Below are 24326 nucleotides of genomic sequence, written 5' to 3'. Positions count from 1 at the left end.
GTCTACCCCTTGAACACCAGGTCAGGGTGCAGACCCCACAGCAGGATGGTCATCACCAGATTCATCACGATCGTCAACACGAGGCTGGCCCGGATGGCACGGCCACACGCCCGGCCGACACCTTCGGGACCGCCGGAGGCGAAGAACCCGTAGTAGCAGTGGATGATCGTGATCACCGCACAGAAGGTCACCGCCTTGATCAGCGAGTAGAACACCTCGACCGGGTCGAGGAACTGGCTGAAGTAGTGGTCGTAGGTACCGGCCGGTGCGCCGTGCACCAGTTTCACGAACAGGCTCGCGGTGGCGAACCCGATGGCCAGCGAGAGCAGATATCCCGGTATGACGCAGAGCATTCCGCCGACCAGGCGGGTACCCACGACGAACGGGATGGACCGGATGCCGAGCGTTTCGGTGGCGTCGATCTCCTCGGCGATGCGCATCGAGCCGATCTCCGCGGTCATCCGGCAGCCGATCTGGGCGGCGAAGCCGATCCCGGTCATGATCGGGCCCATCTCTCGGATGTTGAGGAAGGCGCCGATCACCCCGGTCAGCGGCCCGAAGCCGATCAGGTTGAGCGTGTTGTATGCCTCGATCGCCACGGCGATCCCGATGGCGACACCGAGGATCACCAGCAGTGAGATCACCCCGCCGTCGACGACGATCGATCCACGGCCCCACGCCATGCTGTTCATCGTGTTCAGGGTCTGTTTGCGGTAGTGCCGCACCGTGAACGGGATGTGTACGACGGCCTGGGCGGTGAACAGGGTCCACCGGCCGATTCCCTCGCCGACGGTGAACACACTGGTGGTGAGCATGCGCTGCAATCCGCTCAGTGCGGGCAGCGGGGAGTACTTGCTGGGTGTGGTGGTCATCGGTTCAGCCCACCTGTCCGGGGAAGAACATCGACTGCAGCTGTGTGGTCAGCAGATTGGTGACGAACACCGCGACGAAGCCGAGCACCACCGAGGCGTTGACCGCGTCGGCCACACCGCGCGGACCTCCCTTGGCCTCCATCCCGCGCAAGCTCGCGATGATCACCACCTCGATGCCGAACAGCATCGTCTTCCCGATCGCGAAGTAGAAGTCGGTCTGGGTGGCGAACGCACCGAACGACTGCCAGAAGCTACCCGGCACCACCCCGTTGATCGAGACCGCCAGGACGAAACCCGCGGCCACCGCCGAGGCGACGATGATGACGCACAGGATCGGCGAGATCAGGACGATCGCGAGGAATCTCGGCAGCACGAGACGCTGGACGGGGTCGACACCCATCACGCGCATGGCGTCGATCTCCTCGCGGATGGATCGCGCGCCGAGGTCGGCGGCGATCGCCGACGCCGCCGCGCCGCCCATCAGCAGGCCGGCCGCGATGGGCGCACCCTGGGAGATGACGCCGATCCCGCTGGCGGCACCGGCCAGCGACTTGGCACCGACCTGATTGACCACCGCACCCACCTGGATGGAGATCTCGGTGCCGAAGGGAAGCGCGATCAGGACGGCGGGAAGTGCGGTGACGGTGAGCAGAAACCATGCCTGCTCGAGGGTTTCGACCATCGGCAACCGCATGCGGATGGTCTCGGTGACGCTGTAGCGCAGCACCTGGGCGGCGAGAACCGCCGCCCGGCCCATGGTGCCGACGCAGTCGCGCGGCACGGTACTCAGATAGGTGAGGATGCGCGTGAGCACCCTCCGTGCGATGACAGCCGGTCCCGACGTGCTCCGGGCCGGTGGTGCGGGTGGACTCTGCTGCGGGGTCAGCAGCGCGAGCTCGGCACCCGTCAATCGAAGATCCTGCATCCCTCCCCCTCGATGGATTCGCTGATTTCGACTGCGACGGCGTCAGTCACCCGGCAGTAGGTAGCTCGGCAGGTCGGCGTAGGAGTTGCCGATCAGGCCCAGCCAGTTGAACGGAAGGTGGTAGACGAAGACGAGGGTCACCATGCAGAATCCCAGTACCGCGAGGTCACGGATCCACGGCTGCATCGCCGGACGCCACCGCTCGGCCCCCACCTCGATCGGCGAACTGCCGGCCGGCCGCTCGGCCGCCTCGAGGCGGGCCCAGGTGAACACGCACCCCACGAAGGCCACCAGGACGGACTCGTAGATCGGGAACTGATGCACCTCTCCTGCCCAGAGTGTCAGCGGCTCATATGTTTTCGCGAATGCGTAGGCGTGGGTGGTGCGGATCACGACATTCTCGACGACGAAGTCGAAGACGAACTCGAAGAGGAAGATCAGGACGAACAGCCGGAACTTGCTGATCGCGGGCCATCGCCGCCGTACGCGGGCGGCCTCGTGGCAGGCGACGATCGCCACGCCGGCACAGAAGTAGATGTACATCGGCGGGCCCCAGATGAGCGACTCCGCGTACCGGCTGGGTGCGTCGCCGTCGTGGAACGGCATGAACCGCACCCACACCCCTCGATTGACGTTCGCACTGTTCCACGCGAACAGGTACTGCTGGACGTTGAGGAACGCATCGGCGACGAAGCAGATGATGCCCCCGATGACGAACTTGCCGTCGAGACCGATGCGACCGTCGCGACGCCAGGGGACGATCACGCAGAACCAGATGAAGGCGACCATGACGATCAGACTGATCACCTCGAACACGCGCAGGGCGACCAGACGCCAGTCGGCCATCTCGTCGGGCCCCAGTCTGGGCGCGGGTGCGAAATCGGTGGGCGAGGTGACCCAACGGATCACGACATAGACGCAGACCGCGAACCAGATCGCGCCGATGAGCGCCAGGAAGGTGGCGGGCCCCTGCCGGCCGAGTGGTGGCAGGGGTGTCCGGGCCGACGTCGAGATGCGGTCGCCGGACTCCCCGACGGGCGTGGACGGGCCCTCGGGTCGAGTGACTGACATGACGGATGTGGCTCCTTGCCTACACTTTCAGAAGAGTCGCCGCATGATGGCGAGGTCGGATCGCGAGTACGGCGGGTACACCATGCGGATGTCGGGTCGGGTGGTCTTGGCGAGCACCGCCTTGCGATGGCTGAGTCGTTCGAATCCCCACCGCCCGTGGTAATCGCCGATCCCGGAGGCACCGACGCCGCCGAACGGCAGTTGCGGGACGAGGCAGTGCATCGCGATGTGGTTGAGCACCGCCCCACCCGATGCGATGTCATCGATCAACCGGCGTCCGGTGCGCGAGGACTGGGTGAATGCGTACATCGCAAGCGGTTTGGGCCTCGCGTTGACGAATGCGATGGCCTCCTCGAGGCTCCCGACGGTGAGGACCGGGAGGATGGGACCGAAGATCTCGTCACTCATCACCGGATCGTCGGGAGCCGGGTCGACGATGATCGTGGGTTCGATCCGCAGCCGCCCCGGGTGGGTCCCACCACCGGCGACAACGGTACCCGACGTCGAGTCGAGATAGCCGGCGAGCCGGTCGAACTGGCGGCGGTTGACGACCGGTAGCGAGGTGTCCGCAACCCCCGACCGGAACTCACGGAGGCATCGGACCAGTTGGTCGACGAGCCGGTCGGCGACGTCGCGGTGGACCAGGACGTAATCCGGTGCGATGCAGGTCTGTCCGGAGTTGAGCAGTTTGACCCAGGCGATCCGGCGCGCGGCGACCTCCACGTTCGCGTCCGACGCCACGATCACCGGGCTCTTGCCACCGAGTTCCAGGGTGACCGGGGTCAGCGTCGGCGCGGCCCCGGCCATGATCTTCTTGCCGACCTCGGTGCCACCGGTGAACACCGCATGGTCGAACCCGAGCGCGAGCAACTGCTGCGTGGTGGCCCCATCCCCCTCGACGACCGACACCGCCGCCGGGTCGAGGTACTGCGGGATCAGCCGACCCAGCAACGCAGATGTGGCGGGCGCGAGTTCGGACGGCTTGATCACCGCGCAGTTTCCCGCGGCCACCGCCGCGATGAGAGGTCCGAGTGTGAGGTACACCGGATAGTTCCACGGGCCGATGATCAGCACGACTCCCAGGGGTTCGTATTGCACCCACCCCGAGCCCGGGAGCTGGGCGAGCGGCAGTCCGACGCGACGGCGCCGCATCCACTTCTTGAGGTGTTTGCGGGCATACGCCGCCTCCCCCGCGGTGGACGCGATGTCACCGAGCCAGGCCTCTTCCGGCGTGCGTCCCAGGTCCTCGGCGAGTGCCTCGGCGATCTCTCCCTCGCGCTCCGCGAGCAGGTTCTCGATGGCGGCCAATTGGGCTCGCCGCCAGCCGATGTCACGCGTACGACCGGAAGCGTATGTCCGTCGCAGGGATTCCGTCAGGGTCGGCGAGACCGCCTGTCGCCGGTCGGTATCGGGTACAGAGGAGCCGGGATCGCCCTCGGTCAGGGTGGACATATCCGGTGCCCCTTCAGATCTCGGGTGCGGGGACGACGCCGGTCAGGACCGACCCGGTGACCCCGCCGTCGACGACGAGTGCATGGCCATTGACCCAGCGGGCGTCGTCGGACGCGAGGAACAGCAGGGTGTCGGCGATGTCGTCCGGGGACGCATGCCGGCCGAGCAGATTGCGCAACCCGTCGAGGGTGTCCTTGCCCATCGACTCCTCGAAGTCCACCAGGATCGGTGTCTCCACCGGACCGGGCAGCACGGCGTTGATCCGGAAACCCATCTCCGCCACCGCCAGTCCCATCGACATGGTGTAGACGGTGCTGACCTCCTTGGAGAAGTTGTAGGTGTTACCCGCCTGCGGATTGTCCTTGAACCAGGTCATGCCCTCGTCGAAGGTGTCGGTGGTGAGCAGGTCGCGGATCTGTTCCAGGCGGTTGGGCCAGCCGAAACCGGCCGTGGAACTGACGATGGTGATCGAACCGCCGGGGTTGAGACGGTCGAAGAACGCCTCGCTGAGATGTCGGACGGCGAGGGTGTTGATCGCGAACACCACCTCACCGGGCAGGGTTCCGGGGACACCGGCGATGTTCAGCAGTCCGTCGAAGCTGCCGTCGAGCGCCTCGAGGGCGGCATCGATGCTGTTGGGGTTGGCCAGGTCCACCTCGGTGTGACCGGTGACGGCCACCGACGGGGTGTTGCGGTCGAGGCTGTGCACCTCGGCACCGGCGGCGAGCAGTTTCGCGGCGGTGGCCGCGCCGATCCCCGATGCCGCACCGGTCACGACGAAACGTTTGTTGCTGAGGTCTGACATGAGGTCTCCGCTCGAGAGGTGTGGACTCACAGGGTGTAGGGCAGGGATTTGACGGCCCGGACGAAGTTGCCGGTCAGGTACTCGGGGGTGCCGACGGTCAGGGTCGGGGCCCGGTGGAGCAGCTGGTCGAAGATCTCCCGCAACTGCATCTTGGCGACGAAGCTGCCCATGCAGAAGTGCGGTCCTCCCCCACCGAATCCGACATGCGGGTTGGGTGAGCGGCTGATGTCGAACAGGTGCGGATGGTCGAAGACCTTCTCGTCGCGGTTGCCGGAGGAATAGACCATCGCAACCCACTCGCCGGCCGCGATCTGCTGACCGCCGAGGATGGTGTCCTGGGTCGCGGTCCGCCGGAAGGTCATCACCGGTGACGCCCACCGGACGAATTCCTCGATGGCCGGGCCGATCCGGCCGTCGAAGTCCTCCAGCAGATATGCCCGTTGATCCGGGAAGTCCTGGAATGCCTTGGTGGTGATCGAGATCGAGTTGCGGGTGGTGTCGTTCCCGGCCACCGAGAGCAACACGAAGAACGACGCGATCTCCTCATCGGTAAGTCGGTCACCGTCCACCTCGGCCTGCACCAGCCCGGTCATCAGATCCGACTTCGGGTTGCGCCGACGTTCCTCGGCGAACTCGTAACCCATCGCGAGCAGTCCGACCAGCGACTCGTTGAGCACCTCACCCGGCTCGCGGCCGGCCGCGACGTCCTCGTCCGCCCACGACACCATGCCGTCGGCGAAGTGGGCGGCCTCCTCGCGCTGGTCGAGGTCCTCGAGGCCCATCATCTCGTAGATGGTCCACATCGGCAGCCGCTTGGACACCGACTCGACGAAGTCCCCCTCCTTGCGTGCGAGGAGTCCGTCGACGATCAGCCGCGCCTGATTGCGGATCTGGTCATGGATCTTGGCGACCTGCTTCGGGGTGAACGCCGAACTGACCAGCTTGCGCAGCATCGCATGGCGTGGGTCGTCCATACCGAGAAACGACCCGGCCGCCGACAGCACGTCGTCGGGGATCTCCTCGAACTGGAATCCCTCACCCGAACAGAACAATTCGGGGTGTTTGCTGACGTACGTGATCAGCTCGTGGCTGGTCACCACCCACACGCCGTCGTTCTCCGGCGGCATCAGGGCACCGTCGAGCGGACGGTGCCAGCTGACCGGACGTTCGGCACGCAGGACGGCGAAGGTCTTCTCCCGCTCGTCGGCGTCGCCGGCCCAGAAGTCGAGAGCCGAGATGCTGTGCGGATCATAGGGGCGGGCGGGACGGATCGGCGCGGCGGTCATCGCGCACCCGCCCCGGCGAGATAGCGCTTCTCGATCTCACGTTTGACCAGTTTGCCGGTCGCGGTGCGCGGCAGCTCGTCGACGAAGTCCACCGTACGCGGTGCCTTGAAGTGCGCGATGCGATCTCGCGTGTAGTCGATGATCTGAGCGGCCAGGTCCGCCGATCCGGCGACACCCGCTCGCAGCTGCACCACCGCCTTCACCTCCTGCCCCATCTCGGGATCGGGCACACCGATCACGGCGACGTCGAAGATGTCGGGATGCAGGGTGAGGACGTTCTCGACCTCCTGCGGATAGATGTTGACCCCACCGGAGATGATCATGAACGCCTTGCGGTCGGTCAGGAACAGGTAGCCGTCATCGTCGACGAAGCCGAGGTCCCCCACCGTCGTCCAGTTCGAATGCTCCGGATGCTCTGCGGCGCGGGTCTTCTCCGGATCGTTGTGGTATTCGAACGGCCGTGCCTCGCGCTCGAAGTACACCGATCCGACCTCACCCACGGGCAGTTCACGTCCGTCGTCGCCGCAGATGTGCACCGGCCCCAGTGCGGACCTGCCCACCGATCCCCGCTTGGTGAGCCACTCGGGGGTGGTGATGATCGTGGTGCCGTGCTGCTCTGTCGCACTGTAGTACTCGACGAGAATCGGCCCCCACCAATCGATCATCGCCTGCTTCACATCCGGCGGACACGGTGCGGCCGCATGGACGGCAAGCCGCAGCGACGACGTGTCGTGACGCGTGCGGACGTCCTCGGGCAACTGCAGCATGCGCACGAACATGGTGGGCACCATCTGGGCGATGGTGACGCCGTGACGTTCGATGGCCGCGAGCGCACCCTCGGCGTCGAACTTCTCCATCACCACCACGGTGCCGCCGGCGGCGTGGATCGCCCCGCTCCACTTCAGCGGTGCGGCGTGATACATCGGTGCGGGCGAGAGATAGACGTCGTCGGGCCCGGCCTTGAACACGTTGATCACGAGGCCGGTGATCGGATCACCGGGCTCGTCCACCCGGATCGGCTGCAGCGCCGGCTTGATCCCCTTCGGCCGGCCGGTGGTCCCGGACGAGTAGAGCATGTCGGAACCACGCGGCTGATCGACGAGACGTGTTCCGGCAGAGCTGATCACATCGTCGTACGACGATGTGAACCCCTCGATCGCGCCGCCGAAGGCGATGGTCGTGACGAGCTCGGTCCCGGCGAGTTCGCCGAGCACCGCCGACGCGAGATCACCGATCCCCGCCGATGCGACCAGCACCTTGGCACCGCTGTCGGCGACGATGTAGGCCACCTCGGCCGGCGCGAGATGCCGATTGACGGCGGTCACGTAGAGTCCCGATCGCAGTGCGGCCCAATAGACCTCCAGACACTCGGGAGCGTTCTCCGAGAGCAGGGCGACCACGTCACCCGAACGGAGCCCGAGCTCGTGGAATGCCGCGGCGAGCGCGGCCGAATGATCGTCGAGTTCGCGATAGCTGACCGTCCGTCCGCTACCCGCCATGATGATGGCCGGTTTGTCGGGGGTCACCGCGGCATGGGTACCGGGATACATGTGTGCTTCCTTCGTGAGTCGGATGGTTCGGGCGCGATCAGGCGAGCAGGTCCTCACGACCGTCGGACTTCAGGTTGTTGATGTAGACGGGAAAGAGTCGCTTGCCCAACGGGGCCAGCTTGAGCAGGCTCGCGACATTGCCGGTCACGCTGATCTTCTTCTTGGCCATCGCCAACGGCAGGTTGACCTTCCCCTGCCAGTACGCACTGCCGAGATCGGCCTTCATGATCATCGTGGCGTCGGGTTCGCGGACCCCGTCGAAGGAGTCGTGGACCTTCTTGTTGACCGCATCGACCACCACGACAGCGTTCGGATCGGAGAAGTCGAAGGCGAACACGAGGCCACTGTCGACCAGTTTGGGGCCGATCTCGGGATCATCGAACGCGGTCTCGAAGATTCCCCCGATGTACTTGCGGACCTCGGCCGAGTCATGGAAAGCCATGGGTTCCACCTCTACTTTCGAATGTAATTTTGATTTGAATCTGCATCTACAGGCCTGCTGCCTGCGATTTCCGAGCCGGATCACCGTTTATGAGCTGCGTCACAAGGACGATAGCATAAGATGGGTTATGGTCAAGGCCCGATCGGGCCGGCCCCGTGAGGAGGGAACCCCATGACCACCCTGACGTCGCGTGACGCCTTCTACGAGACCGGCCTGGCGGTCCTGTCCGAACTCGGCTACGCCGGACTCAAACTCGCCGAGGTCTGCGCCCGCCTGAAGGTCACCAGCGGCTCGTTCTATCACTACTTTGCGAACTGGGCCGACTACACCGCCGGACTCCTCGGGTACTGGTTCGAGATGCGCACCGTACGAATCATCGAAGATCTTCTCGCCGAAGGAGATCCGCGTGCACGACTCGCCCAGATCGTCGAGGTGGGCCTGACGCTCCCGCACGGCGCCGAACGCGCGATCCGCACCTGGAGCAACCTCGACCCGCGTGCGCGGCAAACACAGAAACTGGTGGACCAGAAGCGATTCGACGTCGTGTCCGCCACCGTCGCCGAGATCTCCGAGGACCCGGCGTTCGCCGAACAGTTCGCCTACTGGTCGGTGTTCCTGCTCGTGGGGTACGAGCAGACCTCCCTGGCCGGCAACCGTCCGGCCCTGCGCGAGGTCATGGTCCGGCTGCTGCAGATCCTCGACGAGCAGAGCGGTTCGGGATCCCCGGCGCTGCCCGCAGAACCCCTCCCCCGCAACCACACTCGACGAAGAACGGCGCGATGATCGAACCGCGGGGATTGTGCCGTGCCGACGTGGCACCTACACTCGTCTCGAGCTGCGCCGTTCCGTCGTCCGTGCCGGAACCATGTCGCCCGAACGACGTTCGGGGTCACCCCGGGTGCCACACACCCGCTCTCACACCGGAGAACCCGGTTCCTGATCACCCGGTCACGCCCATCCATCAGAGGAGAATCCCATGACCACACCCCTGCCACGCGAAGCGGACGTGATCGTCGTCGGTGCCGGCCACAACGGCCTCGTCGCCGCCGCGTATCTCGCGAAGGCCGGCCTGGACGTCCTGGTGGTCGAGGCCGCCGACCGTGTGGGCGGCATGACCTCGACCAGTCCGTTCGAACCGGAGGCCCCCGGATTCACGATGAACGAGGCCTCCATCCAGGCGTCGTTGTTCCGCACCACGACCATCGACGCGGATCTCGAACTGTCCCGCAAGTACGGGCTGCGGCAGACCGTGATCGATCCCGCCCACTTCCAGCTCGCCGCCGACGGGGCGTCACTCGGCCTCTGGCGGGATCCCCGAAAGACCGCCGCCGAGCTCGAGTACTTCTCCAAGAAGGATGCCCGGGCCCTGCTCGAGCTGTACGAGGTGATCGACGCAGCGGTGGCAATCGGACTGCCGATGATGCAGACCAGCGTCGTCGAACCGGAGATCGGCAACATTCTCAAGTCGGCGACAGCACTGGCGAAGAACCGGGAACAGCTTGTGGCGCTGGGCCGTTGGATGTCGAGCTCGCAGGCCGAGGCGATCGAGGAGAGCTTCGAGCACGACATGATCCGTGCTCCGTTGCTGACCAGCCTCCCGTTCATGCCGTTCGATGCCGACCTGTCCGGGTGGTCGTTGATCTACCTCGGCGTGCTCAGCAGGTACGGCGTCGCGATGTTCCACGGCGGCACCGGCTCCCTGCCCAGGGCTCTGATCGGTGTCATCAAGGACAATCGCGGTCATGTCGTGACCGGGACCCCGGTGGAGGAACTGATCGTCACCAACAACCGCTGCACCGGTGTTCGCGTGCGCGGTGGCACAGAGATCCGGGCCCGGCGGGCCGTGCTCACCGCATGTAGTCCGAAGACGACGCTCACACGGCTGCTGCCGCGAGGTGTCCTCGAGCCCAAGAAGCAGAATGCGGCCGACCACATCCCCACCCGCAAGCGCGGAATCGCCGACGCCAAGGTGAACGTGGCGCTGAGCGGTCGGATCGACATGTCCAAACACGAGAAGTGGCGTGGCGACGGGATCGACCTGCGGCTGGCATGCAACTGCTACCACACCTACGAGCAGGCACTCGAGGCAGCACGTTCGTGTGTCCGCGGAGAGGTCCCCGAGGCCATCCCGGGTCTCGCGCAGGTGACCAACGCGTTCGACCCGTCGATGTCACCGGAGGGTCAGGATCTGTGGTGGTTCTGGACCGGACTGACCCCGTCGTTCCCGGCCGAAGGATGGGATGTGGCCCGCAAGCAGATCACCGACAGCATCATCAAGGACGCCGAGCAGTACTACAAGGGTGTCGACGAACTCCAGATCGCGGTACGGCCGTTGGTGTTGCCCGACATCGAGGAGCGGTTCTGGGCGATCGACGGCTCGGTCTATCACGTCGACCCGACGATCAGCCGGTTCGGTCCGAACAAGCCGGTCGCGGGTTTCGCCGGCTACAAGACCCCGGTCGACGGGCTGTACCTCACCGGTTCGGGGACGCACCCGGTCGCCGGGATCAGCGGAATGCCCGGCCAGAACGCCGCCCGTGTGCTGCTCAAGCACCTGGCGATCGAGGAGAAGGGCGGCCGGCTCGCCTCGCTCAGGGATCGCCTCACGCATCGTCGCGCGGGCGCCGGCGCCGACTCCTACGCCGGGGGCCAGAACGATCCGTTCCCGGTCGCACGCTGACGCCGGTATCCGACCCGAGATCACGCCGAGGACGTCGAGTCCGCACGATGGGAGCGCCACACGATGGGCGACAAGATGGAACTGCTCGGAGCGGTGTCACGCGCGACCCGGGCGGCCGCCGGGGAACGAGTCCGCGGACGCCGCCCGGTGCACACCCTCGACGAGGTCCCCGCCGACGTCGGTCAACTGACCCCGGAATGGCTGACGCTCGCACTGGCCCGCGGTGTACCCGGTGCTGCGGTGCAGGACTTCACGCTCGGTTCGGGGTCGGTGGGCACCAGCGCCCGCCGGGCCCTGACGATCTCGTGGAACGATACCGGACAGGCTGCGGGCCTGCCGCGGACCGCGTATTCGAAGACCACCCCGAGTCTGGTCAACCGGCTGCTGGTGGGTGTCACCGGGGCCGCCGGTGCCGAGGCACTGTTCTACAGCGCGATTCGTGAGCATCTCCCGATCGGGGCACCCGCGGGATACCACGGTTCGTGGGACCCGCGGACCTGCCGTTCGATGGTCCTGACCGAGGACATCGCCGTGGACCGGGGCGCGGAGTTCGCCGATGCGACATCGTTGTACGTCGACCGTGCGTCCGCGGAGAGCATGGTGGTGGAGTTGGCCTCGTATCACGGTGCGCTGTGGGACGATCCGCGCCTGTCCGGCGAGTGGGAGCTGCAGTCCGCGGCGCAGTGGCAACGGACGTTCAACGCGCGTACCGCATTCGATTCCGGCGCCATGGTCGGGATGCGACTGGCCGGTGATCTCGTCCCGTCGGAACTGCACGACCGTCGCGGGGAGATCCGCGGCGGCCTGATGCGGTCACTGGCGCACAACGACAGTGGTCCGCACACCCTGTTGCACCAGGATGTCCATCCAGGCAACTGGTTTCGACTTCCCGACGGTTCCCTGAACCTGTACGACTGGCAGGGCATCGCCCGCGGCGGGTGGGCGCTCGACCTGGCCTATGCCCTGAGTGCGGGTCTCACCGTGGCCGATCGCCGATCCTGGGAGCGCGACCTGGTGTCCCGCTATCTCGACGAGCTGGCCTCGGCGGGCGGGAAGCCCCCGTCATCCGAAGAGGGCTGGCTCGCCTACCGCCAGCAGATGTTCCACGGCTTCATCTTCTGGAACTACACCTTCCTCGTCGGCAAGGTGTCCACGCTGCAGCCGGACGGACACGTACGACTGCTGATCGAGCGTACCGCCCAGGCGATGGTGGACCTCGAGACCCTGGACTCGCTGGACCGCGCACCGCGCTGGGAGTCCTGAACTCACACGATCGATCGGCGAGAAGCGGTGCCAGGCAGTCAACTGCCGGGCACCGCTTCTCGTCTGCGCCGATCAGATGGTCGCGAGCAGGTCGATCGACCCCAGGTCGAGTGCTGCCTGGGCATGCCGTCGGCTCACGACGCTCAGATACTCCTCCGACTGCACCCCGTCACCAGGGGTCAGCACCGAGGCCAGGCCCCAGATCGCGAACTTCCGATAGTCGCGCCACGCATCGTCGAATGTCGGTGCAGCGCCGGTGTGGGACTGCAGGCGGTCCAGGTACCCGGTGAGCAGATCCCGTTCATGGGTACGCCGGTCGTCGATGGTCATCGAACTCGCCATGGCGTAGACCACATCTGAGGCCCAGTGCCCCGATGTGACGAGCTGGAAGTCGAGCAGACCGGCGCCGGTGGTGTCGAAGAAGTGATTCCCGACGTGCGGATCGCCGTGGATCATCGACTGCGGCCCGGTGCGTTTGGCCGCCCACGCACTGCGGATCGCCGCGGTGGTGGTGTGATGGTCTGTGAGTTCTTCGGGAATGTGCTCACCCCGTGGCCGGGACAACTGTTGCTCCCAGTTCACCTCGGACAGGAATCCGTCCAGCATTCCGCCGGCCTCGAAGCTGTCGCGCAACGGGTGTGCTGCGAGCACCGGGTCATCCCACCGGATGGCATGTATCCTGGCGAGGACCTCGAGCACAGCGGCCATGTCGCCGGCACCGAGCGGGGAGTCGAATGCGCCGAATCGAATTCCCTCGCGGTTGTTGAGATCCTCGAGGACGATCACGGCGTCATGGCCCGCGACGTCGGCGTGATGGCACCGCGGGCACCGATCACCGAGCGACGCCGACTGTGTCGTGTACCAGGCACTCTCGGTCTCGTGCATCATCGCCATCAGCGGAATCCACGCCCGGGCGAGGTCGTCGTCACCCAGGCCGGATGTGAATGCGGCCTTGACCAACACGGAATCCGGCGCGGCGGGATGTCCCTGCGCATCGATCCGGATCCGCACTCGTGCCGCCGATCCGGTCGTCTGCTCGTCGATCTCGGCCCGTGTGACGGTGATTCCCGGGAAGTCCGATTGCAGAACCCGGGTCAGCCATGGTGCGTCCAGTCCGATGACGTCGGTGGGGATGGTGGATGTCATGGGTTGGTCTCCTCCTGATATTCGGTGGTCGGGACATGCTGTGCCGGAATCTCGTTCGATGCGCCGGGATGTCATGCGAGGACGGTGACCTCACCGGTGTCGCCGTCGACACGGATAAGCGATCCGTCGGCGATCCGTCGGCTTCCGGTGGCCGTGCCACACACGCACGGAATACCGAGTTCACGGGCGACGATCGGGCCGTGGCTGAGCATCCCACCGAAGTCGGTGACCACCGCCCCGGCCACGAGGAACAGCGACACCCAGCTCGGATCGGTGGTCTCGCACACGAGGATGTCGCCGTCGTCGAGTTCCACCACGGTGGGGTCGCCGACGACCCGGGCGACGCCTTCGATCCGTCCGCCGCTCGCCGCGACACCGGTGATCATCCCGCCGGGAACGAGCGGCTTCGCCCGGACCTCCATGGCCCTGGTGACCTCCGGAGAACCGGCCCACGCCTGTGGTATCCGCAGTTCGCGGTGGCGGGCGAACTCGCCGATCCGCTCGACGACGCGAGTGCTGTGGTCTCCCGAGATACCGTCGGTCACCTCCCGGTACCCGAGGTGGAAGACATGTTCGGGATCGGTGATGACGCCGCGGCGCACGAGATGCACGCCGAGCCGTCGCGCGGCGGCGCGGGCGACGTCGTAGGTGATCAGAACACGCCCTGCGATCGGCGCGGGTGGCCGGACGTGCCAGGATCGGGATCACGCTGCGCCTGGCCCGCCGGTTCATCCCGTTGCGCGGCGTCGGCAAGGTGAGCTATCTGCAGGGCCTCGACGTCATCCGGGCATGTGCCCGCCGGCTCGGCGCCGACGCCGTGGCGGCCGGCCGGTTCGCCGAGGTGGACGACGCGTTCTATCTCACCGCCGACGAGCTCCGCGCTCCGCTGCCCCACGACGTCGGCACCGTCGTCGCCGAGCGCCGGGCACGTCGGATCGAGTACCAGGCTCTCCGGCTACCGTCGACCTGGCGAGGTCAACCCGTCGCGGTCACCGCCGAGACGGGCAGCGCCGGTGGCGTCGGTACCCGACGGACCGGCGTGGGCGCCTCCCCTGGCGTGGTGCGTGGACGCGCCGTGGTCGTCGACGATCCCACCGAGACCGACCTCGACGACGGCGACATCCTGATCGCACACACCACCGACCCGTCATGGGTGTCGTTGATGTTCCTGGCTTCGGCGCTGGTCGTCGACATCGGCGGAATGATGAGTCACGCCGCCGTCGTCGCCCGCGAGATGGGTGTGCCCGCTGTGATGAACACCGGTGACGGCACCACCGTCATCGAGACCGGCGACCTGATCGTCGTCGACGGGGCCGCCGGAACAGTCGAGATCGAGGCCAAGCACGCCAGTCGGGCCAACTGTTGATGGTCGATTAGAATCTGCACCATGGCACAACGCAGGATCCGTACCGATGCACTACCCGACACCGAGACCGGATCGTCGACGAAGTCCGCACGCACCCGTGCCCGGATTCTCGACGCCGCCGCCACCGTGCTCAGTCAAAAGGGTTATGCGGGTATGCGACTGAGCGATGTGGCCGAGGTAGCCGAACTGCAGGCACCGGCGATCTACTACTACTTCGACTCCCGCGAGGACCTCATCGAGGAGGTCATGTGGGTCGGGCTGGCCGATATGCGCCGCCACGTCACCGAGGTGCTCGACAAGCTCCCGGCAGGAACCGACGCACTCGATCGCCTGATGGCGGCCGTCGAGGCCCACCTGCGCCACGAACTCGAGATCTCGGCATACACCACCGCGTCGATCCGCAACTCCGGGCAGATCCCGGAGAAGATCCGCAAGCGCAAGGTCGCCGAGGAGACGAAGTACGGCAAGGTCTGGCGCGACCTGATCCGTGACGCCCACGACGATGGGGTGATCCGGCAGGACCTCGATCTCTACATCCTGCAGATGCTCATCCTCGGTTCGCTCAACTGGGCGGCGGAATGGTGGAGTCCACGCCGCGGCAGCGTCGACAAGGTGGTCGAGAACGCACAGGGCTTCGTCCGGAGCGCGATCAGCGCCTGATCCGACACCGCCGGCCGTCGGGGATCACCCCGCGGCCGCCTTCGCCTTGCGTGCCTCGGCGAAGGCCAGGGCGTCGTCCCAGGAGGTCCCCTGGGAGATCTTGACCCGGTACTTCATGATCACGGCCTGACCGTTGACGGTCAGCGCCCCGATCAGCCGATCACCCCGCCGGTAGAGCGCCACCCAGCGCCCGCCGGAATCGGGATCGCCGTCGACGACGAGGACTTCGTCGGCGTCCGGCGAACCGACGAACTGGATCCGCACGTCGTACCAGTCAGACCAGAAATACGGCACGGTGCCATACGGTTTCGCGTTCTGTGGGTCGAGGGCGTTGCGGACCGCGGCCGCCCCCTGCTCCGCCGCGGCGGTCCAGTTCTCCATCCGTTGCCGTTCCCCGAGAACCGGATTGAACCAGTTCGCCACGTCTCCGGCGGCGTACACCCCGGGGACCCCCGTCCAGAGGGTCTCGTCGCAGATGATGCCGTTGTCGAGGCGGATCCCGGCGCCCTCGAGCCAGGCGGTGGCCGGGACCACGCCGATACCCACGACCACCAGATCGGCGTCGAGCACCGAGCCGTCGGCGAGCACCACCCGCTCGACCCGCCCGTCCCCCTCGATCGCCGACACCCCGACCCCACAACGTAATTCGGTGCCGTTGCGCTCGTGGAGTGCCGCGATCGCGTGACCCATCCGCTCTCCCGTGGCGCGCACCAGCGGGGTGGGCAACGCCTCGACGATCGTGACGTCCACGCCCCGTTTGTTTGCGCCGGAGGCCACCTCCGACCCGATGAAGCCGGCGCCGATCACCACGGTCCGCGCCCCCTCGGCCAGCGCCTGCCGGACCACCCGCGCATCGTCGAGGGTGCGCAGCGCATGCACCCCGGCGAGTGTCTCGGTGCCCGGGATTCCGCGCGGGGTGGACCCGGTCGCGATGATCAGGGCGTCGTAGGGATATCGCATCTCCCCGACGAGCACCTCCCGGGCCTCGGTGTCGAGACCGGTGGCGGCATGCCCGAGGACGAGTTGCACGCCGAGTTCGTCGGCCAGCGTCTCCTCGGTGCGAAAAGTCGGCGTCTGCGGCTCCTCCCCGTCGGGTTCGAGGAACGCCTTGGACAACGGCGGGCGGTCGTACGGCAGGTGTCTCTCCGCGCCGATCAGGGTGATGGTGCCGGCGAACCCGGTGCGGCGCGCGGCCTCCACCGCCCGCAGCCCGGCCAGCGACGCCCCGACGACGACGAGCTTCTCCACGGTCATCGACGATCCTCTCAGGATTGCGCGACGCGCGCGGTGTCCCGCACGATCCGCAAGGCCTCGGTGGGGCAGCCGGCCACGGCCTCCTCGACCGCCTGCAGCTGGTCGGGATCGATGTCCTCGCGGAGCAGGACGAGATCGCCGTCGTCGTCGACCTCGAAGAACTCCGGTGCCAGCGACTCGCAGATGCCGAGTCCGGTGCACTTGGTGAAATCGACTGTCACCTTCATGGTTGTCACCTTCTCTGATGGTTGGGGTGCCGGCCCGGTCACGGTTCCGGCGGGTCAGGAACGGCCGAGTGGGAACTCTGCGACGATCTCCGCGGTCACGATCTCCGCGGTCTCCGCACAGGCGGTGGTACCGCCGTTGGCATACTCCTTGACCGCGTCGCCGACGTTCCAGAGACCGGCGACATCGGTGGTGTGCGGGAGATCGAATCCGGCGACCGCACGCTGCGGCGGCCAGCCGTCGCGGGTGATGGTGGTGCTGAGAATCCTTGCCTTCTGGTCGAATCCGGGGATGTTCTCCCTCAGGTCGTCGAACAGCAGAGCGGTCTCGGCCGCCTCGTCGAAGTCGCCGACAGCAGGCTCGGGCACCGATGTCCCGACGTACAGGTGCCACCCGTCGGGTGCCATCTCCGGACAGGTCTCGGTGAAGTTGGCGACATACGCGAGACGTTTCGAGGTCGCAAAGCTCAGCATGCCGGGGGCGGCCATGAGGGGTTCCCGGCCGGCGAAGTTCACCGCGATCATCGCGCAGGGACGATGACGCTCCTCCACCAGGTCGACGTACCCGGCCGGGAATGCATCGCGGCCGGCGAGGTCGAGCGTGGCGTGCGGACCGATGTCGCTCACCACGATCGGGGCGGTGACGGTCTGCTCGACGCCGCCGGATCGGACGCTCACCCCGGTGACGGCGCCGTCGACGATGTGGATACGCGTGGCCTCGGTGGAGGTACGCAACTCACCGCCGAGGCCGATGAACGCCTCCGCCAACGCATTCCACAGTCCGATCGATCCCTCCGGATGGAATCCGAAGCGTTTGAAGGCACTCTTGCGGGTGAAGTAGGTCAGGAACACCCGCGCCGGCAGATCCTCGGAGCTCACCGCGAACACCGAGGCACACATGTTGCGGAAGATCCCCTGCACGCCTTCGTTCTTGGTGTACTTGCGTACCCAGTCGGCGGTGGACAACTCGTCCTCGGGCAGTCCGGAATCGTTGCGTGCGGCGCCGATTCCCTTGACCAGCTTTGCTCCCTGCCGGGTGAGCTTGCCCAGCAGGAAGCCCCAGCCACCGCCGGTGACATCGACGTCCTTGCCCGCGATGCGGTAGAGGATGGGCGGGGTCGGTTCCCGGATCTCGAACTTCGCCCCCACCTCCGCACAGGTCCGTTCGGTGATCCCGCCGACCTCGATGACGATGGCACCGTCGTTCACCTTGAAGCCGTCGATCTCGGTGGTGGACGCACGTCCGCCCACCTTGTCGAGGCTCTCCACCACCAGGGTGCGGTATCCGTGCTTGGCCAGACGCGCGGCGGTGAAGAGCCCGCCCGCGCCGGCGCCGATCACGATGGCGTCGAAGTCGGTGGTTGTCGTGGTCACTGTGTTCCTCCGGGATGGGCTGGGATGGACGGTGTCTGGCGCGCGTTCAGTACGAGCGCGGGAGATCGAGTGAGGTCTGCGCGACGAAGTTGAGGACCATCTCACGGCTGACCGGTGCGGTGCGCATCAGCCGGGTGACGAACCACAGGTCCGACAAGCCGTACTCCTGGGCGAGGCCGTTGCCGCCGTGCACCTGGATGGCCTGATCGAGTGCCGCCAGCGCGGCCTCCGACGCGGTGAACTTCGCGATGTTGGCGGCCTCGCCCACGGCCGGCGAGTTCGCATCGGCCAGTTCGGCGGCGTGCCGCGTCGCCAGGCGGGACACCTCGACGTTCATGTGGGCCTCCGCGAGCGGGTGCGACACCCCCTGGTGTGCTCCGATCGGCGTGGACCACACCTTGCGGTTGCGCGCATAGTCGGCGCCACGTTCGACGGCGTAGCGGCCGACGCCTCCGCAGATCGCGCCCACCAGGATCCGCTCGGGATTCAGCCCGGCGAACACCTGCCGCAGTCCCTTGCCCGCCTCACCGACGAGGGCCTCGGGTCCCACCCGTACCTCGTCGAGGAAGACGGTGTTCTGCTTGTCGGTGGACACGATCGAGGTGGGGATCTGCTGGAATGTCAGGCCGGGCGTGTCGGTCGGGACCACGAAGATCGACAGGGCCTTGCGCTCGTCGGTGGACAGGTCGGCGTCACGGGTGATCAGCAGCACGGCGTCACTCTGCTCGATGGCCGAGATGTAGTACTTCTGGCCGGAGATCACCCAGCCGTCCCCGTCACGCCGGGCGGTGGTGGTGAGGTTGTGGCTGTTGGATCCGGCGTCGGGTTCGGTGAGCCCGAAGGCCATCTTCCGGGTGCCGTCGGCGAGTCCCGGCAGCCATTCCTGCTTCATCTCCGGACTGGCGTGCGCCGCCAGGATGCTGCCGCAGATCGCGGGTGAGATCACCCAGACGAGCATCGGCATTCCGTGGGCGGAGAGTTCTTCGACGACGACGACCGCCTCGGCCGTACCACCGCCGCCACCACCGTATTCCTCGGGTAGGTGGACGCCGAGCAGACCCGCCTTGCCGAGTTCGGCCCAGAGTTCGTCGATGTCGCCGCCGGTGCGGGCACGGTCCAGGAAGTACTGGGGCCCGAAGTGTTTGGCGATGGCTCCGACGCTCTCGCGGATGGCGCGATGGTCGTCGGAATCCTGGATGAGACCGGACACGCAGGTCACCTGCCTTCGAATCGTGGACGTGTTCTGTCGAGGAATGCGCGCACCGCGTGGTGCGCGTCGTCGGTGTTGCCGGTGTCACGGATGCCCTCGGACTCGGCGCGGAGCTGATCGGCGAGGGTGGTGCCCCACGACTCGCGCAGGAGGCGGCGCTGCCGGGCGTACCCGCGTGTCGGCCCCTGGGCGAATCGCTGTGCGCGGGTGAGTGCTTCGGCCCGCAGCTCATCGGCCGGGACGATCTCGGCGACCAGGCCCCAGTCGAGTGCGGTCGGTGCGTCGACGCGCAGGTTCTCCAGGTACATCCGGCGGGCGCGGGCGGCGCCGACGATCCGCGGCAGATGCCAGGTGCCGCCGCCGTCGCCGGAGAGTCCGATACCGCTGAAGGCGGTGGTGAACACGGCGTCCGGGGCGGCGAGGACGACGTCGGCGGCGTAGACGAAGCCGAGTCCGCCACCGGCGACCGCTCCGTGGGCGGCGGTGACGATCGGGGCGTCGATGCGCTCGAGAATGCGGAACGCCTCGTGGAACGGCGCGGTCATGCGCTCGGCGAGGGTGCCGAGTGTTCCGGGGCCGCGGTGACGAATTCGTCGATGTCGCCGCCGACGGTCAGATCCGGACCGTTCCCGCCGATGAACACCGCGCGGACCGCGGGGTCCGCGGCGATGGCGCGGGCGACCGCGAGGGATTCCTCGGCCAGGGTGAGATCGATGGCGTTGCGGTGCGCGGGTCGGTCGAGGAGGACCTGCGCGACGCCGTCGGTGACCGAATAGTCGATCGTCTCCAGCTGCGTCACATCGGGTCCCGGGTGGACCGGCGCCGTCGCGCGCTCGGCACCGTCGAGGGCCGCATGCCAGACGGCAGTGTCGGTGAGCTGGTGCAGCTCGGAGATCCGGTCGCCGTCGAAGCTCAGGGTGTGGGTGAACGCGGCGTCGACGCGGCGTCCGGTCCCCCGGCAGGTGCCGCGGTAGGTACCGGTCACGAGAAGCCGGTCGTCGGCGAGCGTGTCGATGTGGCCGGCGTGGGCGCGGACGGCGAAGACCTTGCCGAGCGGCCACCAGAACTTCCCCATCATGGCATCCGGGCCGTGGTAGGTGCCGCCGAGGCCGAGCGGGAGCCCGGCCGCGGTGATCCCGACGAAGCCGGGGGTCAGCAGGCCCCGGATCCCATCGGCGTCGCCGGCGGCCAGCGCGTCGTACAACGCGTGGGCGGTGCGGGCAGGAGTGCGGATCTCGATCACGTTTTTAATTTAACCTCAATTCAGAAATGGGTGCAAGAAGCTCCCGCGGGCAGATCGTCGACCGGGAGCGGCGACGACGGGGATCAGGGCCGTTCGTGGCCGACGATGGACACGAACGAGACGCATGCCCCGGGACGGCCCCCGAGATTGTGGGTCAGGGCGGTGTGCGGTTCGGCGAGTTGCCGCTCCCCGGCCTCACCCCGCAACTGCAGCCACGCCTCGTAGAGCATGCGCAGCCCGCTGGCACCGACCGGATGACCGAACGACTTCAGCCCGCCGTCCACGTTGACCGGTAGCCGGCCGCCGGCGTCGAACGCCCCCGACAACGACTCCTTCCACGCCTGCCCGGACTCGGCGAAGCCGAGGTCCTCCATCAGGACCAGCTCGGTGGGCGTGAAACAGTCGTGCACCTCGGCCAGGGAGATGTCGTGGCGGGGATCCTCGATTCCCGCCTGCGCGTAGGCATCACGTGCCGAGTGCACCACCTCTGGAAAGGTGGTGTAGTCATACGCCGGGTCCATCGAACCGCGACCGGGAGCCGCGGCCAGGGCCAGCGCATGGACGAACACGGGGCGGTCGGTATACCGGTAGGCGTCCTCCGCGCGCACCAGAAGCGCGCATGCGGCGCCGTCGGACACCCCGGAACAGTCGAACACGCCGAGACGGCCGGCGACCGTGGGAGCGTTGGCGATCGTCGTCTTGGACACCTCGGACCGGAACTGCGCCTTGGGGTTCCGACTTCCGTTGACGTGGTTCTTCCACGCCACATGCGTCATGGCGTCGCGCATCGCGCCGGGGTCGACACCGTACCGGGCGCAATAGGCCGGGTCGAGCAGCGAGAACGCCGCCGGCGCGGTCACCGACAGTTCCGGTGCGGTACCGTCACCGGGTGGATCCGCTCGCAGCAACCCGGAGAACCCGGAGTCCTTGAGCTTCTCGACCCCCACCGCCATCACGCGGTCATACGCTCCGGATGCCACCGCGTAGCAGGCATTCCGAAACGATTCGGACCCGGTGGCGCAATAGTTCTCGACGCGGGTAACCGGCTGGTGATCGGTGCCGAGCGCTCGACTCAGCGTCAGACCCGACTGTCCCGAACCGAGGGTGCCGAGCCAGAACGCGTCGACGTCGGCGACGGTCAGCGCCACACTGCCCAGCGCCTCACCGACGGCATCGATCAGCATGTCGTCGGTGGATCGGTCCCACAGTTCGCCGAACCGGGTGCAGCCCATGGCCACGATGGCGACCTGTCCCGCGATTCCTCTGCTGCCCATCAGATGTCCTCGTCTGTGGTCGGCGACGTCTGCCGCGCCTTCCAGAAATAGTTGTGCACGCCGCCCGCGGTGAACATCCGGCGGAACACCATGTCCACCTGGGTGCCCACTGCGAGCAGGTCGGGGCGGGCGTCGGCGACCTCGACCGTGGTCCGGCCGCCACCGTCGAAGTCCACCACCACGTCGACCACCGGTGGCGACGGCGAATAGGCGAGGTGATCGACGGTGAACGTGGCCACCGTGCCGCGCGCCGACGCCATCGGCAACGCGGTCATCTCGTCGATCGCACCGCATCCGCGACACACCCGCACCGGCGGGAGGTGCACGAAGCCACATGCCGTGCAGCGTGTCCCGTGAAAACCGAACTTCCAGTCCGCGGAACGGGCCGACGGCGGCGCGGCCGGCCGGTCCGGCTCCGGTCGACGCGGCATCTCGACGTCGAGCAGACCGCGCCACGACAGGTAGGTCGGGTAGGGCACGACCTGGCCACCGCCGAGCCGATCGGCGAGCGCCACCGGAGGACGTCGAGCGGGCAACGCCGCGGTGGTGCGCAGCACCATCGCATCGACACCGTCGCACGCCGAGATGAGCAGCACCGTCTCGTCCGGGCCGGCCGAGTCGAGTGCATGTGCCAGACCCAGCAGCGGATCCGCGGCCCCGACGAATCCGACCGGCGAGCCGCACGTCGAGCGGGCGCCGGCGACCAGCGTCCGGGCCCGTGTGGCGACCGCGGTGTTCGGGCAGGTCAGCACCACGTGATCGGCACACTCGAGTCCGGCCGCCGCGAGCACGCGGGCGGTGGCATCGACGATCAGCGGGCGATACCGCTCGAAGCCGAAACGCTCCTCCCAGGTGGTCGCGAACACCTGGGTCGGCGGTCGCCACCGGTCGAGGAATTCCTCGGTCACCGACACATCGGCGAGTACGTTCGCCAGGGCCGGGAACCCACCGGTCGGTGCACCGAGCAGCACCGCCACCGCGGCATCGGCACCGGCACGCTCGTCGGCCGAACCGGGCAGGCCGGTGCGAACATCCGCCGCGACGAGCAGGGTCGGGACGCCGCCGAGCGCTCCCCGCAGCCCGGCCATCGTCGACCGCGCGGTACCGATCGCGTCGGATGCCGCCACGGTCCGGTCACATCCCAGGGCTGCATGGATCGAGGTGGCGTTGGTCTTGTCCAGGTAGGGCGGCGAACTCGTCACGAAGGTCAGCGCGCCCACCCCGAATCCGCCGGGGCCGGACGCCAGGGCGGTACGGGCGGCGGCCACACCCATGGTCACCGCGTCCTCGTCGAAGGCGGCCGTGATCCGGGTGGCCGTACCCGTTCCACGCGGGTCCACACGCCAGTCCGGGAAGTACCCGCCATAGGCGAGGACGGCCGACCGAGGAGATCCCGCGAGTATCTGTGTCCCGGTCAACTGCGGTCCCGCCATCGGTCCGCAGAGGGGTCGAGGAGTTCGGTCAGGTGCCCGTCCTCGAGCCAGATGATGGTCTCCAGTTCCAGCGGATCGAGGTACCGGACGCGTCCGGTCCTCAGATCCTCGAGCCGCAACCGGGTGGAGTTGCCGGTGGTGTCCACGTTCACCGACACCTCGGCGAACTCGCCACCCACCACCGGACCGACCCCCGGGATGTCATAGGGGCCACGATCATTCATCTCGATCGCCACGATTCACCGTCCCTTCAGATCAGGAAGGCCATGGTGGGGATGGGCTTGTCGCAGTCCACCAGCACGACCTTCTTGTAGACCAACCGGATCTCACCGTCGACGCGGCGCAACCGATAGGTCGTGCGCCCACCCCAGAGCTGGTTGTCCCGCAGCCGCGACTCGAACGCCAGGAAGTTGGCGCCGACCTCCAGATCAACTTCACCCGAGGCATTCTCACGCCCACCGAGGAGTTCGATGTTGCCGATGATGCGCCGCAGGTCCGACGGCGGGGCCTGGGCATAGCGCTTGCCGGTCCTGACCTGCTTCATCCGGGTGGAGATCCGGCTGCGGTTGTCGTAGATCACCGCGACGTGGGTCTGCGGATCGACATCCGCACCACCGGAGGGCACCCAGTACAGGGCGTCATCGGTCCAGAGCGCTTCCCAGTTGTCGTAGTCGTTCTCGTCGGCGAGCCTGGCCTCACGGTAGAGGAACCCGGCGACCTCGTCGCGCGTCCAGCCCTCCGGGACCGGACCCGGTTCTGCGGTACCCGAATCGGTTCGGTCGGTGGTCGTCGTCAT

At 67.3% G+C, this 24326-nt stretch carries 24 protein-coding genes and 1 pseudogene; 5 read left to right on the top strand and 20 right to left on the bottom strand.

The window, feature by feature from the left end:
- Positions 1–2 precede the first annotated feature (2 nt).
- The 8 genes from ACWDUA_RS09745 to ACWDUA_RS09710 all read right to left on the bottom strand — a co-directional run bounded on the left by ACWDUA_RS09745 (position 3) and on the right by ACWDUA_RS09710 (position 8403).
- A complete protein-coding gene (locus tag ACWDUA_RS09745) occupies positions 3–815 on the bottom strand; it encodes an ABC transporter permease (protein WP_449750920.1) in 813 nt (270 codons plus the stop codon).
- Between the two features lie 61 nt (positions 816–876).
- Positions 877–1797: an MlaE family ABC transporter permease gene (locus tag ACWDUA_RS09740; RefSeq protein ID WP_449750811.1), complete on the bottom strand. Its 921-nt coding sequence runs from the start codon at positions 1795–1797 to the stop codon at positions 877–879.
- A 42-nt stretch (positions 1798–1839) separates the two neighbouring features.
- Positions 1840–2868, bottom strand: a complete 1029-nt coding sequence (locus ACWDUA_RS09735; protein WP_449750810.1) for a spirocyclase AveC family protein — start codon at positions 2866–2868, stop codon at positions 1840–1842.
- A 27-nt stretch (positions 2869–2895) separates the two neighbouring features.
- A complete protein-coding gene (locus ACWDUA_RS09730) occupies positions 2896–4320 on the bottom strand; it encodes an aldehyde dehydrogenase family protein (protein ID WP_449750809.1) in 1425 nt (474 codons plus the stop codon).
- A gap of 13 nt (positions 4321–4333) precedes the next feature.
- Complete coding sequence (locus ACWDUA_RS09725) at positions 4334–5125, bottom strand: coniferyl-alcohol dehydrogenase (RefSeq protein ID WP_449750808.1); 792 nt, start codon at positions 5123–5125, stop codon at positions 4334–4336.
- 26 nt (positions 5126–5151) lie between these two features.
- The gene (locus ACWDUA_RS09720; protein ID WP_449750807.1) at positions 5152–6411 is read right to left on the bottom strand and encodes a cytochrome P450; all 1260 of its coding nucleotides are present in this window, start codon (positions 6409–6411) and stop codon (positions 5152–5154) included.
- On the bottom strand, positions 6408–7961 hold the full coding sequence (locus ACWDUA_RS09715) for an acyl-CoA synthetase (protein ID WP_449750806.1): 1554 nt from the start codon (positions 7959–7961) through the stop codon (positions 6408–6410). The genes ACWDUA_RS09720 and ACWDUA_RS09715 overlap by 4 nt, the downstream gene beginning before the upstream one ends.
- 37 nt (positions 7962–7998) lie before the next feature.
- Positions 7999–8403, bottom strand: coding sequence for an SCP2 sterol-binding domain-containing protein (locus ACWDUA_RS09710; protein ID WP_449750805.1), 405 nt, complete (start codon positions 8401–8403; stop codon positions 7999–8001).
- Between the two features lie 171 nt (positions 8404–8574).
- On the opposite strand from ACWDUA_RS09710, the gene ACWDUA_RS09705 reads away from it, so the two are divergent.
- The 3 genes from ACWDUA_RS09705 to ACWDUA_RS09695 all read left to right on the top strand — a co-directional run bounded on the left by ACWDUA_RS09705 (position 8575) and on the right by ACWDUA_RS09695 (position 12346).
- Positions 8575–9186 (top strand): TetR/AcrR family transcriptional regulator, encoded by a 612-nt coding sequence (locus tag ACWDUA_RS09705; protein ID WP_449750804.1) that lies wholly within the window; start codon positions 8575–8577, stop codon positions 9184–9186.
- Positions 9187–9379: 193 nt separating this feature from the next.
- Positions 9380–11083 carry a phytoene desaturase family protein gene (locus ACWDUA_RS09700; protein ID WP_449750803.1) on the top strand — a complete coding sequence of 568 codons (1704 nt, stop codon included), beginning with the start codon at positions 9380–9382 and terminating at the stop codon, positions 11081–11083.
- Positions 11084–11146: 63 nt separating this feature from the next.
- The gene (locus tag ACWDUA_RS09695; protein WP_449750802.1) at positions 11147–12346 is read left to right on the top strand and encodes a phosphotransferase; all 1200 of its coding nucleotides are present in this window, start codon (positions 11147–11149) and stop codon (positions 12344–12346) included.
- 72 nt (positions 12347–12418) lie between these two features.
- Here the strand turns inward: ACWDUA_RS09695 and ACWDUA_RS09690 are convergent, their stop codons facing one another.
- Both ACWDUA_RS09690 and ACWDUA_RS09685 read right to left on the bottom strand, forming a co-directional pair.
- Positions 12419–13492, bottom strand: coding sequence for a phosphotransferase (locus ACWDUA_RS09690; RefSeq protein ID WP_449750801.1), 1074 nt, complete (start codon positions 13490–13492; stop codon positions 12419–12421).
- Between the two features lie 71 nt (positions 13493–13563).
- Entirely contained in the window at positions 13564–14103 is a 540-nt protein-coding gene (locus ACWDUA_RS09685) for a PEP-utilizing enzyme (RefSeq protein ID WP_449750800.1), read from the bottom strand.
- A gap of 74 nt (positions 14104–14177) precedes the next feature.
- Here ACWDUA_RS09685 and ACWDUA_RS09680 point away from each other — a divergent pair.
- A pseudogene (locus ACWDUA_RS09680) lies at positions 14178–14858 on the top strand (PEP-utilizing enzyme); the annotation flags it as partial.
- A 21-nt stretch (positions 14859–14879) separates the two neighbouring features.
- Positions 14880–15518 carry a TetR/AcrR family transcriptional regulator gene (locus ACWDUA_RS09675; RefSeq protein ID WP_449750799.1) on the top strand — a complete coding sequence of 213 codons (639 nt, stop codon included), beginning with the start codon at positions 14880–14882 and terminating at the stop codon, positions 15516–15518.
- Between the two features lie 24 nt (positions 15519–15542).
- Here the strand turns inward: ACWDUA_RS09675 and ACWDUA_RS09670 are convergent, their stop codons facing one another.
- The 10 genes from ACWDUA_RS09670 to ACWDUA_RS09625 form a co-directional block, all read right to left on the bottom strand.
- Positions 15543–16772, bottom strand: coding sequence for an NAD(P)/FAD-dependent oxidoreductase (locus ACWDUA_RS09670; protein ID WP_449750798.1), 1230 nt, complete (start codon positions 16770–16772; stop codon positions 15543–15545).
- 11 nt (positions 16773–16783) lie between these two features.
- Positions 16784–16999 (bottom strand): ferredoxin, encoded by a 216-nt coding sequence (locus tag ACWDUA_RS09665; RefSeq protein WP_449750797.1) that lies wholly within the window; start codon positions 16997–16999, stop codon positions 16784–16786.
- 54 nt (positions 17000–17053) lie between these two features.
- Complete coding sequence (locus ACWDUA_RS09660; protein ID WP_449750796.1) at positions 17054–18370, bottom strand: phytoene desaturase family protein; 1317 nt, start codon at positions 18368–18370, stop codon at positions 17054–17056.
- A 46-nt stretch (positions 18371–18416) separates the two neighbouring features.
- A complete protein-coding gene (locus ACWDUA_RS09655; protein ID WP_449750795.1) occupies positions 18417–19580 on the bottom strand; it encodes an acyl-CoA dehydrogenase family protein in 1164 nt (387 codons plus the stop codon).
- A 5-nt stretch (positions 19581–19585) separates the two neighbouring features.
- Entirely contained in the window at positions 19586–20125 is a 540-nt protein-coding gene (locus tag ACWDUA_RS09650; RefSeq protein WP_449750794.1) for an enoyl-CoA hydratase-related protein, read from the bottom strand.
- Positions 20122–20823, bottom strand: coding sequence for a nuclear transport factor 2 family protein (locus tag ACWDUA_RS09645; RefSeq protein ID WP_449750793.1), 702 nt, complete (start codon positions 20821–20823; stop codon positions 20122–20124). Before ACWDUA_RS09645 ends, ACWDUA_RS09650 begins: the two co-directional genes overlap by 4 nt.
- 83 nt (positions 20824–20906) lie before the next feature.
- On the bottom strand, positions 20907–22097 hold the full coding sequence (locus ACWDUA_RS09640) for an acetyl-CoA acetyltransferase (RefSeq protein ID WP_449750792.1): 1191 nt from the start codon (positions 22095–22097) through the stop codon (positions 20907–20909).
- Entirely contained in the window at positions 22097–23530 is a 1434-nt protein-coding gene (locus ACWDUA_RS09635) for an OB-fold domain-containing protein (protein ID WP_449750791.1), read from the bottom strand. Before ACWDUA_RS09635 ends, ACWDUA_RS09640 begins: the two co-directional genes overlap by 1 nt.
- The gene (locus ACWDUA_RS09630; protein ID WP_449750919.1) at positions 23512–23712 is read right to left on the bottom strand and encodes a hypothetical protein; all 201 of its coding nucleotides are present in this window, start codon (positions 23710–23712) and stop codon (positions 23512–23514) included. The genes ACWDUA_RS09635 and ACWDUA_RS09630 overlap by 19 nt, the downstream gene beginning before the upstream one ends.
- Positions 23713–23780: 68 nt before the next feature.
- Complete coding sequence (locus ACWDUA_RS09625) at positions 23781–24326, bottom strand: aromatic-ring-hydroxylating dioxygenase subunit beta (RefSeq protein WP_449750790.1); 546 nt, start codon at positions 24324–24326, stop codon at positions 23781–23783.

It is taken from the genome of Gordonia sp. NPDC003376 (genome assembly GCF_053589235.1).
Note: the sequence above shows the minus strand (reverse complement) of the source record. Positions and strands in the feature narration are given on the sequence as shown.